Genomic DNA, 10810 nt, shown 5'->3' with positions numbered 1-10810 from the left:
CGCGCGCGCGACCAGCGCCACCCATTGCGCGCGCGTGGGCTCGCGCTCGGCCGCCGGCAGCCGCTCCAGCCAGCCCCAGGCCAGCGCGTCGCGGTCGACCTCCAGCAGGCGCAGGTAGGTCTCGTTGGCGTAGACGGTGCGGCCGCCGAGGTCGCAACGGAACAGCCCCATCGGCGAGGCGTCGGCGGTGGCCTCGCTCTCCGCCTCGCGCAGCCGCGCGCGCTGCTGCAGCCGGGTGAACCAGGCCATCAGCCCGACCGCGATCGCGCTGATGACGACCGAGAAGACCAGCACCGCGCGGCGCTGCTGCAGGTAGCCGGCGAGGATGCGGTCGCGCTCGAAGGAGACGAACAGGCGCAGCGGATAGTCCTGCAGCACGCGGTAGGAAACGATGCGCTCGCGGCCGTCGGCGGGGCTGCGGGTCACGATGAACTGGCCGCTGGCCGGCGGGTTGGGCGGCACCACCTCGTCGCCGGGCACCTCGCGCAGGTTGCTGCCGATCAGTCCCGGCACCTCCGGCCAGCGCGCCATCGCGATGCCGTCGTCGCGTTCCAGCAGCACGGCCATGCCCGAGCGCATCGAGCGCGCGCGGTAGCTGCGCAGCAGCGTCTCCAGGTCGATGAAGCCGACGGTGGCAGTGAAGGGGCCGGTGGGCGCGCTCAGCCGGGTGGCCATCGGCATCACGACATGGGCGCCCGGCCGCAGCCGCAGTGGCGCGCCGACGATGACGCTGGGCCCGCCGGGCCGGCCCAGTTCCGACAGGAAACTCTTCGGGCCGAGGTCCACGTAAGGCTCGCCGGTCACCGAGGGGATGCGCCACAGGCGGCCCTCGGGGCTGGCCAGCATCACGTCGGTCAGGCCGCGCGAGTTGTCGCGCAGCGAGTCGGCCAGCAGCGACACCGTCGCGTCCAGGTCCTGCCGCTCGTTGCGGCGCGTCATCAGCAGCAGGTCCAGCGTGCGCAGGCTGCCCTCGGTCTCGCGCAGCAGCTGCTCGGTGTCCTGCGCCGCGTTGAGGGCGATCGCATGCAGGTCCTGCTGGAGGTCCTCGACCAGCGAGCGCGGATACAGCAGTGCGAACCACAGCACCAGCGCCCACATCACCACCAGCACCAGGCCCAGCGCGAGGAAGGGCCCGTAGACCAGCAGGCGCCGCATCCGCAGACGCTCGGCGACCGACTGGCTGAACAGGGAAGGGGCCATCGGCGGCATTTTGGACGCGCGGCGCCGGGGTTCAAACGCTCAAGAAGGGGGCACCGGCGGCCCTGTTCGGGGCCCGTCCGGCACATGGCTGCCGGGGTCGTCGCGAGCCAGTTCCGCGAGGCATTTCAGGCACAGGCATTGCCCGGGCCAGCGCGCCGCCAGGTCGCGCTTCAGTTCCTCCCCCAGGCGCGTGCCGAAGCAGGCGCACCAGCCGTCCTCGACGCCGCAATGGAAAGCGCCGCCGCAGCGCGGGCAGGCGGTGTTGTCGGGGAGCGGTGGGGGCGTGCTCATGGGGCGGGATTGTCGGCTGACTTGAATGCAACCAGGACGGTCACGCCAACCCGAGCGTTGGTCTATTCCGGCGAGATCGTTGGAGCGGCATGTCGGCGACATCGGGTGCGAAGCGCCAAACGCCGTGTTTCAGCGGCGAGCGAACCCAGTAGCTTCCCCAATGCATGTCGGGTTTCATCAGCAGAATCCGTTTACTGTAGTGGAAGCCGTTCTCCATGAGAACGAGCACGCACTTCACCGAAAGGACTCCCATGTCTGGATCTTCTAGCTCCCGCGGCAGTTGGACTGATGTCGTCGTTGACGAAATCTCCTGTGATCGACTCTTCATCGACACACAGCTGAGTTCGCCGCGCGCCGACGTGGTGGATAAGTTGAGCCCCGGTGATCGCCTAGATGTCGCACTCGACACCGGTCGTCGCGATGTCGTGGTGGTGCTGTACCGCGGCGAGCTCGCTGGGGGGCTCGCCTCTCCCAATCTCAGCCGCCTTCGCGACTGCCTCAACGGAGGCACGGTCTACGAGGCGGAGGTGATGGAGGTCAACGGCGGACAGATCCGAGTCAACGTTAAGGTCGTCGGCGCATGAGTGCGGCGGCTGCGGACGATCGCATTGATGTCGTCGGAGGGGTCTACCGCGAAGCATGCATGAGGCCAGGCTGGAAGGAGGTCTTCGGCTCGGCAGGGCGCGCCGCAGTAGCGATGGCCACGATGGGCGGGAAGTGCCGGCTGCACACGTACTTGGACGCCGTCACCAAGGACCTCATGAGCGCCCGCACAGCCTTGGCGGGCATTGAGCTACAAGGCACGGGCATCGCAGGCTCTGGCATCTTCGACTACACCCACTGCTTGTCCACGCCGCGCATCTTCGAGCCGGTTGGTCCCTTCGAGCCAATCACGGTTCGCGGCCAACAGGTCGTGCGGTTCGGCATGCTTGAGCAAGAAGCGATCGTGCACGCGGATCAAGCGGTTTACGACCCACAGAACGCCCACAAGCCCGTACGCTTTCAGGACAACGGTTCAACCGCAAAGCGGCTAGCGCTGGTGCTCAATCGGCACGAAGCTTCCCTGATGACGGGGATGCAAAGCGCCACTGCATCAGTCATGGCCGAAGCTCTCATTGCTGCCGACCAGGCCCAGGTCGTCGTCATCAAGCAAGGGCCTCTCGGCGCCCATGTGCGTGAGGGCGCCCACGCCGAAGATGTGCCCGCCTTCAAATCCGGCACCGTTTGGAAGCTCGGTTCAGGCGACAACTTCGTCGGTCACTTCGCTCATCACTGGATGAGTCAGGGCTGCTCTGCTGCCGAAAGCGCCATGTTCGCGTCCCAGGCGACGGCGTACTACTGCGGCACACGCGGCTTCGCCACAACCAGCAACTTGGCTTCTTTCAAGCTGCCGGCGATCCGCCCGTCCGCGCAGTTTGTGGCCGGGCGCAAGCCGCGTGTCTACCTCGCCGGCCCGTTCTTCAGCCTTGCGCAGGTCTGGCTTGTAGAGGAAGCCCGCCAGGCACTGCTCAGCATGGGCTTGGATGTCTTCTCGCCGTACCACGATGTGGGTCACGCTTCGGCCGCCGATGTCGCAGCCAAAGATCTGGCTGCGATCCGTGAGGCAGACATCCTCTTCGCCATCAGCGATGGACTGGACTCGGGCACGATGTACGAAATCGGGTACGCCAATTCGCTCGGAAAGCCCGTGGTGATGTACTGCGAGAACGAGTCCGAGCGGAATCTGAAGATGATGAACGGCGCAGGCTGCTTGGTCTGCGAGGACTTTGTCAGCGCGATCTACAAAACGGCCTGGACGGCCTGCGAGCTATGAAGACTGCACTTCTTCTGTCTGGCGGCATGGATTCGCTGAGCATCGCATGGTGGAAGCGGCCGGACGTCGCCATCACCATCGACTACGGACAACTGGCGTCATCCGCAGAGCGTGCGGCCTCGACCGCCGTGTGCCGCGAACTCAGTATCGAGCATCACATCGTCGCAATCGACTGCCGATCGCTTGGCTCGGGCGACATGGCGGGTTCCACCGCGAACGAGCATGCGCCGGCAAGCGATTGGTGGCCCTACCGCAACCAGATGCTCCTGACCTTCGCCGCGATGAAGGCGATCCAGCTCGGGATTGACCGACTCTTGATCGGCACGGTCCGATCGGATGGGAAACATGCCGACGGCACTCCTGGCTTCGTGCAGACGATCAGTTCGCTCGTCGCCATGCAAGAGGGTGGACTCGTGATTGAGGCCCCTGCCATCGAGATGAGCACAGAAGAACTGGTGCGTCACGCGCAGGTGCCCAGCTCCTTCTTGGCCTGGGCGCACAGCTGCCACAAAGCGAATGTCGCTTGCGGCGACTGCCGCGGCTGCAACAAGTACTTCGAGGTCCTGCATGAGCTCGGCGACCTGGCCTGACCTAGGTAGCCCCAGGCCCCGCAGCGAGACGCTTCCCTACGCGCCACTGAGTTGGCCTGACACGTCTCGCGTCAGCCTCGCGAGACCCGCGCCGATGGGTCATGTGTCGCGCGCATTCGAGGATCGACCGTTCTCGGAGGTGTTGGCGACACGCCGAACAGTGCGTGACCTCGACGCGCTCGGCTGGGAGGCGCTCGGCCCGTGGCTGCATGCCACGCATCGCGTGCAGCAGACACGAGAGGCAGAGCTCGGCTTCGCGCTGACGCGCAGGCCTTCGCCATCGGCCGGCGCCATCCACCCGATCCATCTGGCGATCGCTGAGCCGGGGGCCGACCGCTGGGCGCGCTATGACGCCTTCTCTCATGAGTTGGTCCACTTCGAGAGCAATGTCAGCCCAGCAGAAGTCCACGAAGCGATGCAGCCGCTGGTTGAGACACGCTCGGCGACGCTCGTCTTACTGGTGGCCGAGATTGGTAAGACCGCGGCGAAGTACGAAGATTACGCGAGCCTCATCTGGCGCGACGCTGGAGCCCTCCTTGCCACGATGGGACTGAGCGCGCATGGGCAAGGGCTGGGCTTCTGCCCGCTCGGGGCGACTGGATCGCCTTGGGCAGAACGACTACTTGAACAGCGAGGTCTGGCGGGTGTCGGTGCGGCGTTTGTCGGTCGCTTGCGCTGACTTTGCGCGACGACGCGGCGCGGCGGTCGTCATGACGCCGCCCAAGTTGCCTTCGAGCAAACGGCTCACGCTACGCGGCGACGTCATCATCTCGGTCCAGATGACCGAGTCAAGCTCAGATGCGCGAATGCGCACACAGCGGCTGAACTCTAGGAACTGCTGTTCGAGCTCAAGGTAGTTGCGCTCCACGGTGAGGCGCTGATCCATGAAGCCGCCAAGTGCCCCGGCACGCAGGATGTGGATGTCCAGAATCGCCACATCATCGGCATCGAGCCAGTTCCGTGCAATCCAAGATGCGGTCTTGTGCCCAATGCCTGGCAGGTTCAACAGCCAGTCGCGAAGCTCTCGTCCGGTCTGTTGAGGCGGCTTGCTGCTGGCGATGGCAGCGAGTGATCGGCTCAGGTAACGCGCTTTCTGTGCCGCGAAGCGGTAGCGGACGGGCCGCCCACCGATATCTATCGGGCGCTTGAGCAGCTCAAGCAAATCCTCCTCCGCTGGCGCGCCGCACAAGAGCCCCGCGTCGCGTACCGTCCTGAAGGCTGCCAGTCCCACGTTGGCCGGGATGCCATGACCGCCGAGCAGACAGGCCGCGACTTCCTCCGCAAGCGTGGTGCCGAGACGATGCTTGATCGTCGTACCGATCACCCGCCGCGCGAGCACCTGATAGACCCAGTACGCCGGCGAGGGGAACTCCTCCACGCCGCCCCAGGCTACACCTGGCATGACCTCCGCATCCTTGTCAGGCAGCTGCACCTGGACGTTGACGTGCTCCGAGAACACTGCTGCAGTCTGGCTCATACCGGTTGAACGTCCCGCTGGTATTTCGACGAAAGCAGCGCAAGCATCGAGTTGCGCTCGATGGGATCCATGCGATCGAATTTTGCGATCAGGCGGTCTTGCCGACGCTTGATCGTCTGTCGATCCCGGAAGGTCTCGCCGAAGTGCGATGCGTCGTGAAGCTCGCGCGGTGCTTCGAAGTTGCACCAGACGCATTCCTGCCGCACGTCGACGTGCGTCTTCGCGTCGAAGGTCTCCAGGCGCCAGCCGCGCAGGGCTTCGCGGTACATGGGGCTGTCGTAGCCAGAAACCATGACCATGCAGGGCAGCGAGACCAGAACCGCCAGGAGCTGGCGATGCTGTTCCACGTCGTACTCGTGCCTATAGATCTTGGCTCGTCGACGAACGCTGGCCAGATACGGCGGATCGCAGTAGACGAGCTCGGACCCCTGGAATGGGTACTGCATAAGGTAGCGAACCGCGTCGTCATGCACCAAGGTACAGAGGTCCGGGTCGCTCGTTTGCCAGGATTGGATGACCCGCAGATCGGCATCGATGCCGATGCTTTGGACGGCTGGCTTTTTGTGTCGCATCACCGCCCCTCCACCGAGGTGAGCCTCGATGTAGACGGTATGCGGCGGCATCAGGTTGATGAGCCGCTGGTAACACTTTCCTTTGCCGCCTGGGTATCGCATGGAGAAATCATCGTCAGAACTGACGATGACGTCAAGAGCCCCAACACGCGCGGAGCACGCCTCTTCGGCGGTTTACTGGCGGCAAGTGGCTCGCAGAACAGGAGATGTTGCTGTTTATCAACCCTGATGCACCCATGAACTTTGGCGCGGTGCTGGGCGGTCCCCGACCACCGGGGTGGCGCCGGCAGCGCGTTGTCGCTCACAATGTGCGGTTTTCCGTCGATTTCGTAATACGAATCGTCGTGTCCGGCCAATCGCAGCGATGCGACAGCCCCCGAATGTGCCGTTACTTACGCCGCGATATCGCGGGATATTCATGATGGAGTCTTGTCACCGCTACGCAGATGATGCGCTCGTCCGGCGGGATGAGCGTGCCTCTTGGATGGGTGCCTGGCAACGACTGGGTACGGTCAAGGCGATGCGCATCAGACCGGTGGGATCGTCCGACCCGGTTGAAGTATCGGAAGTGACTGCGGTGCAAGACTTGGGCCTTGAGGGCGACAAGCACGCACATGCGTTGTCGCCTCGTCAGCTGCTGATCGCCGGCGAGGACGTATATCAAGATCTGCAGCTTGCGCCGCATACGCTACGTGAGAACCTGCTTGTGAGCTTCGCGACAAAAGGACTCCAATCGTCCTGCCTGATCAAGATCGGGCAGGACGTTGTTCTTTGGCTCACATTCCAATGCGAGGCCTGCGGCCATCTCGAAGTTCGCCGCCCGGGCATCGTGCGCAGCCTCAAAGGGCGCCGCGGTGTGCTCGCTCGCGTGTTGCGCGGTGGTTGCATCGCTGCAGGTGATGAGGTGTCGCAAGGGCCGTCCTCCATCGCACCGATTTCGGAGCATTGGAAGGAACGTGTCATCGGGGTGCTCCACAGCGTCCCGGACGACAAGCGTGTGGAGTTTCGACAGCTGGCTCGCCTGGCGGGCGTGCCCAAGTCGTACTGCCGTGTTTTTCCGAAGGTGCTTTCCGAGCTTCCGCGTGCCGTGGCTTCACGCGCGCAGGCTGGGGAAGTCGCTGACGCCAGGCTGCGTTGGTCTGGGCACGAACTCTTCGACGTTCGTTCCCATGCGCCAGCGCTGGCGTCGTTTGATTGAAAAGGGAGAGGACCATGTCTCAACAAGAAACGACCGCATACACGCAGGCTCGTAACGAGGCACGCGAGCTGATGCAAGGCGTTGAGCCGGTGAAGACTTTCGCCATAGGCAAGATGCGCGTCACGCTGTCAAAGGCCCGCTCCGTTGAGGTTGATCCGGAGCTGCCGGAACCCTTTCCCAAGATGGCTTTAAAACCCGGTGAGGACTTCGATTCCTGGCTGAAGTAAAAGCAGGTTGGGAGGGAGATTGGATAAAAAGATAACGCCGGCCAAGACCCACGAGAAGCTCACGCATAAGGGCACGACCAAGAGGTTCTCCACCTTCGACGATCTCGCGCAATGGGCGGTCGACTCCGGCCACGCTTCAAGCGTGCAGGCCGTGCGCCAGACTCCGGACGATCTTTGGCGCTCGCTCTTGTTCACGTGGTACGCGCAGGGTCAGATTGGCTGCATGTTTGCCGTCATCCTTGCGCGAGCACAGGATGAGGACAAGTGGGTCACGATGATTCTCGACGGCGAGCTAGATGCCGACGGCATCACGGGGCTCGTCGATCAGTTCGCGTCCTCTGGTGTCGATGCGATCCAGTTCTTGTTCCCTGGCGCAGGTGATGCACAGCAAGCCGCATCCATTCTGCGCGTCCTGGGAAACCACGAGCGTTGGCGCTGCTTCGACGTAGGAGTGTTGCCGCAAGAGCTTGACTGCGACACGCGCCAGGTGGGACTCCGCTGGCTGTCTCCGCAAGGAACCGAGCCTGTCTACGAATCGTGGGCGCTTGGACTTGGCGACTTCGAGCCGATGGCACTGACACGCCGCTTCAAGGGTTCGCCGTTCATCGCCTTGGTGCTGCGCCCCACGCCTCCAATCGAATCGCGCGCACCCGCGGGCAAGGGTGACACGGGGCTTCCGGCCGCGCACGTCGCACATATGGACGATGGGCTCAAAGAGGACCAGTCCAAACGCGACAAGTTCACCGAGAGCTCCAAGGACAACAAGCGCGGCATGGTTCATCCTGACCCGATGTCCCGAGCACGCGCGAAGGTGACCTTCTCGTTCACCGCAGCCGAGTTCGATGCGCTCCTCGGCGATGTTCCGATGCACAAGTCGGCCAACGATACAGGCAGCGGTAAGTGATCGGCGGCATCCTCTTCAATTTGCCAGCGACAGCCGCTGTTGCCCTGTAGGCGTTGGCATCAGCTTGAGAGGCGACACCGGCCTCAGCCGAACAGCGCCCGATGCCGGTCCCGCAGCAGGTTCTTCTGCACCTTGCCCATCGCGTTGCGGGGCAGCTCGGTCTCGACGAACACCCGCTTGGGGACCTTGAACCCGGCGATGCGGTCCTTCAGCGACGCGATCAGCGTCGCGCCGTCCAGCTTGGCGCCGGCGCGCGGCACGACCACCGCGATCACGCCCTCGCCGAAGTCCGGGTGCGGCACGCCCACCACCGCGGACTCGGCCACGCCCGGCAATTCGTTGAGCCAGCCCTCGATCTCGGCCGGGTAGACGTTGTAGCCGCCGCTGATGATCAGGTCCTTGCTGCGGCCGACGATCGTCACGTAGCCCTGCTCGTCGCGGCGGCCGACGTCGCCGGTCTTGAACCAGCCGTCGGCGGTGAACTCCTCCTTCGTCTTCTCGGGCATGCGCCAGTAGCCGGCGAAGACATTCGGCCCGCGGACCTGGATGTGGCCGATCTCGCCTTCGCCAGTGCTGGGGCAGGGCGCGCCGGCGTCATCGACGACGCGCAGGCCCACGCCCGGCAAGGGGAAGCCCACCGTGCCGCCGCGGCGCGGACCGTCCTCGGCCCGGTAGGGGTTGGAGGTCAGCATGACGGTCTCGCTCATGCCGTAGCGCTCCAGGATGGTGTGGCCGGTGCGGCGCTGCCATTCCTGGAAGGTCTCGATCAGCAGCGGCGCCGAGCCGCTGATGAAGAGCCGCATCCGCGCGCAGGCGTCCGCGGTCAGCGTGGCCTGCTCGAGCAGGCGCACGTACAGCGTGGGCACGCCCATGAACAGCGTCGCGTCGGGCAGACGCGCGATGACGGCGCGCGGCTCGAAGCGGTTGAACCAGAGCATGCGCGCGCCGGCCAGCAGCGCGCCGTGCGACGCGACGAACAGGCCGTGCACATGGAAGATCGGCAGCGCATGGATCAGCACGTCGTCCGCCTGCCAGCCCCAGGCATGGCGCAGCACCTCGGCGTTGGACAGCAGGTTGCCGTGGCTGAGCATCGCGCCCTTGCTGCGCCCGGTCGTGCCGCTGGTGTAGAGGATGGCGGCCAGGTCGTCCGGCTGCTTCGCCGCCACCTGGTGGGTGTCGGGCATCTGCACCGCGCGGTCCAGCAGCGTGCCGCTGCGGTCCTCGTTGAGGGTGAACACCCAGGGCACCTTGGCCTGGAAGGCCAGCTTGCTGATCCAGCCGAAGTGCTTGCCCGCGCAGACCACCACGGCCGGTTCCGCGTTGCCGATGAAGTACTCGAGCTCGGCCGCCTGGTAGCCGGTGTTCAGCGGCAGGTAGACATAACCGGCGCGCAGCACCGCGAGGTAGAGCAGCAGCGCCTCGACGCTCTTCTCGGTCTGCACCGCGACGCGGCTGCCGGCGGGCAGGTCCAGCGAGTCCAGCAGGTTGGCGATCATCGCCGTGGCGCGGTCGATGTCGCGCCAGCTGTAGCGCTGGCCGGCATCGGGGCCGTCGGCCAGTTCGATGGCGCAGGCGTCCAGGTCGTCGGAGAAGTTCGCGCGCAGTGCCGCGAAGAGATTGGCGTTGGGTGTCATGTCCGTCGGCGGGAGTCAGGCAGGGAGCATCAATCCAGTTTCGCACCGGAGCGCTTGACCACGTCGGCCCAGCGCACCACCTCGCCATGCACGTACTTGCCGAAGGCATCGCCGTAGAGGTTGGGCATCTCGGTGCCCAGGCCGGTCCAGATCGTCTTGAGCTCCTCGGTGGCGAAGGCCTTGCGCAGCTCGGCCTGCATCGCGGCGACCGCCTCCTTGGGCGTGCCCTTGGGCGCCCACAGGCCGTACCAGGTCGAGACCTGGTATTGCGGGATGCCGGCCTCGACGGCGCTGGGGATGTCGGGGAAACCGGGCGCGCGCTTGGCCGAGGCCACCGCCAGCGCCTTGATGCGGCCGCCGCGGATGTGGGCCGCCGACGAGCCCAGGCCGTCGAACATCAGGTCCACCTGGCCCGCCATCAGGTCCTGCAGCGCCGGACCGGCACCGCGGTAGGGAATGTGGGTGATGAAGGTCTGCGTCTGCAGCTTGAAGAGCTCGCCCGCCAGGTGGTGCGAGGTGCCGTTGCCGGCCGAGCCGTAGTTCAGCTTGCCGGGGTTCTTCTTCAGCAGGTCCAGCAGGCCCTTCACGTCGGTCGCCTGGACCTTGCCCGGGTTGATCACGATCACCTGCGGCACGCTGGAAACCAGGCCGACGGGGACGAAGTCCTCCTCCAGCTTGTACTCGAGCTTCGGATACATGGCCGGCGCGATCGCGTGGTGGACCGCGCCCATGAAGAAGGTGTAGCCGTCGGGCGCGGCCTTCGAGGCGAGCGTCGCGCCGACGGTGCCGCCGGCGCCGCCCTTGTTGTCGATGATGAACTGCTTGCCGGTCTGCTTGGTCAGCACCGCGGTCAGCGGCCGCGCGAAGGCGTCGGTGCCGCCGCCGGCCGGGAAGGGCACGACGA

At 65.3% G+C, this 10810-nt stretch carries 14 protein-coding genes; 8 read left to right on the top strand and 6 right to left on the bottom strand.

Annotated features, from left to right (window positions below; genetic code table 11):
• A partial coding sequence (locus FUT87_RS08540) for a PAS domain-containing protein (protein ID WP_186830431.1) occupies positions 1–1200 on the bottom strand: 1200 nt, incomplete at its 3' end.
• A gap of 39 nt (positions 1201–1239) precedes the next feature.
• Positions 1240–1491 carry a cysteine-rich CWC family protein gene (locus tag FUT87_RS08535; RefSeq protein WP_186830430.1) on the bottom strand — a complete coding sequence of 84 codons (252 nt, stop codon included), beginning with the start codon at positions 1489–1491 and terminating at the stop codon, positions 1240–1242.
• A 251-nt stretch (positions 1492–1742) separates the two neighbouring features.
• Here FUT87_RS08535 and FUT87_RS08530 point away from each other — a divergent pair, with 251 nt between their 5' ends.
• The 4 genes from FUT87_RS08530 to FUT87_RS08515 all read left to right on the top strand — a co-directional run bounded on the left by FUT87_RS08530 (position 1743) and on the right by FUT87_RS08515 (position 4573).
• A complete protein-coding gene (locus FUT87_RS08530) occupies positions 1743–2075 on the top strand; it encodes a hypothetical protein (protein ID WP_147240747.1) in 333 nt (110 codons plus the stop codon).
• Positions 2072–3304, top strand: a complete 1233-nt coding sequence (locus FUT87_RS08525; RefSeq protein WP_147240746.1) for a PfkB family carbohydrate kinase — start codon at positions 2072–2074, stop codon at positions 3302–3304. Before FUT87_RS08530 ends, FUT87_RS08525 begins: the two co-directional genes overlap by 4 nt.
• Positions 3301–3894, top strand: a complete 594-nt coding sequence (locus tag FUT87_RS08520; protein ID WP_147240745.1) for a 7-cyano-7-deazaguanine synthase — start codon at positions 3301–3303, stop codon at positions 3892–3894. The genes FUT87_RS08525 and FUT87_RS08520 overlap by 4 nt, the downstream gene beginning before the upstream one ends.
• Positions 3895–4054: 160 nt before the next feature.
• Positions 4055–4573 carry a nitroreductase family protein gene (locus FUT87_RS08515; protein ID WP_222617092.1) on the top strand — a complete coding sequence of 173 codons (519 nt, stop codon included), beginning with the start codon at positions 4055–4057 and terminating at the stop codon, positions 4571–4573.
• Here FUT87_RS08515 and FUT87_RS08510 read toward each other — a convergent pair.
• Both FUT87_RS08510 and FUT87_RS29895 read right to left on the bottom strand, forming a co-directional pair.
• Entirely contained in the window at positions 4514–5371 is an 858-nt protein-coding gene (locus tag FUT87_RS08510; RefSeq protein WP_147240743.1) for an 8-oxoguanine DNA glycosylase, read from the bottom strand. The two genes, FUT87_RS08515 and FUT87_RS08510, sit on opposite strands and share 60 nt — an antisense overlap.
• Positions 5368–5718: a hypothetical protein gene (locus FUT87_RS29895; RefSeq protein WP_222617091.1), complete on the bottom strand. Its 351-nt coding sequence runs from the start codon at positions 5716–5718 to the stop codon at positions 5368–5370. The genes FUT87_RS08510 and FUT87_RS29895 overlap by 4 nt, the downstream gene beginning before the upstream one ends.
• On the opposite strand from FUT87_RS29895, the gene FUT87_RS29890 reads away from it, so the two are divergent.
• The 4 genes from FUT87_RS29890 (at position 5707) to FUT87_RS08490 (ending at position 8272) form a co-directional block, all read left to right on the top strand.
• Complete coding sequence (locus FUT87_RS29890) at positions 5707–6183, top strand: hypothetical protein (RefSeq protein WP_222617090.1); 477 nt, start codon at positions 5707–5709, stop codon at positions 6181–6183. The two genes, FUT87_RS29895 and FUT87_RS29890, sit on opposite strands and share 12 nt — an antisense overlap.
• Before the next feature lie 244 nt (positions 6184–6427).
• The gene (locus tag FUT87_RS08500) at positions 6428–7141 is read left to right on the top strand and encodes an MOSC domain-containing protein (protein WP_147240741.1); all 714 of its coding nucleotides are present in this window, start codon (positions 6428–6430) and stop codon (positions 7139–7141) included.
• Positions 7142–7155: 14 nt separating this feature from the next.
• Positions 7156–7368, top strand: coding sequence for a hypothetical protein (locus FUT87_RS08495; RefSeq protein WP_147240740.1), 213 nt, complete (start codon positions 7156–7158; stop codon positions 7366–7368).
• Positions 7369–7387: 19 nt separating this feature from the next.
• Positions 7388–8272, top strand: coding sequence for a hypothetical protein (locus FUT87_RS08490; RefSeq protein WP_147240739.1), 885 nt, complete (start codon positions 7388–7390; stop codon positions 8270–8272).
• A gap of 83 nt (positions 8273–8355) precedes the next feature.
• Here the strand turns inward: FUT87_RS08490 and FUT87_RS08485 are convergent, their stop codons facing one another.
• Positions 8356–9906 (bottom strand): malonyl-CoA synthase, encoded by a 1551-nt coding sequence (locus FUT87_RS08485; protein WP_147240738.1) that lies wholly within the window; start codon positions 9904–9906, stop codon positions 8356–8358.
• A 29-nt stretch (positions 9907–9935) separates the two neighbouring features.
• Positions 9936–10810 (bottom strand): tripartite tricarboxylate transporter substrate binding protein (locus FUT87_RS08480; protein WP_147240737.1); only part of this gene is annotated, 875 nt, incomplete at its 5' end.

Source organism: Mitsuaria sp. TWR114, from assembly GCF_007997345.1.
Note: the sequence above shows the minus strand (reverse complement) of the source record. Positions and strands in the feature narration are given on the sequence as shown.

Excerpts from the sequence above, each read along its gene's own strand:
- FUT87_RS08495 (WP_147240740.1), top strand. The coding sequence starts at position 7,156 with ATGTCTCAACAAGAAACGACCGCATACACGCAGGCTCGTAACGAGGCA.
- FUT87_RS08535 (WP_186830430.1), bottom strand. The coding sequence starts at position 1,491 with ATGAGCACGCCCCCACCGCTCCCCGACAACACCGCCTGCCCGCGCTGC.
- FUT87_RS08485 (WP_147240738.1), bottom strand. The coding sequence starts at position 9,906 with ATGACACCCAACGCCAATCTCTTCGCGGCACTGCGCGCGAACTTCTCC.
- FUT87_RS08525 (WP_147240746.1), top strand. The coding sequence starts at position 2,072 with ATGAGTGCGGCGGCTGCGGACGATCGCATTGATGTCGTCGGAGGGGTC.
- FUT87_RS08530 (WP_147240747.1), top strand. The coding sequence starts at position 1,743 with ATGTCTGGATCTTCTAGCTCCCGCGGCAGTTGGACTGATGTCGTCGTT.
- FUT87_RS08500 (WP_147240741.1), top strand. The coding sequence starts at position 6,428 with ATGGGTGCCTGGCAACGACTGGGTACGGTCAAGGCGATGCGCATCAGA.
- FUT87_RS08520 (WP_147240745.1), top strand. The coding sequence starts at position 3,301 with ATGAAGACTGCACTTCTTCTGTCTGGCGGCATGGATTCGCTGAGCATC.
- FUT87_RS08510 (WP_147240743.1), bottom strand. The coding sequence starts at position 5,371 with ATGAGCCAGACTGCAGCAGTGTTCTCGGAGCACGTCAACGTCCAGGTG.
- FUT87_RS29890 (WP_222617090.1), top strand. The coding sequence starts at position 5,707 with ATGCTGTTCCACGTCGTACTCGTGCCTATAGATCTTGGCTCGTCGACG.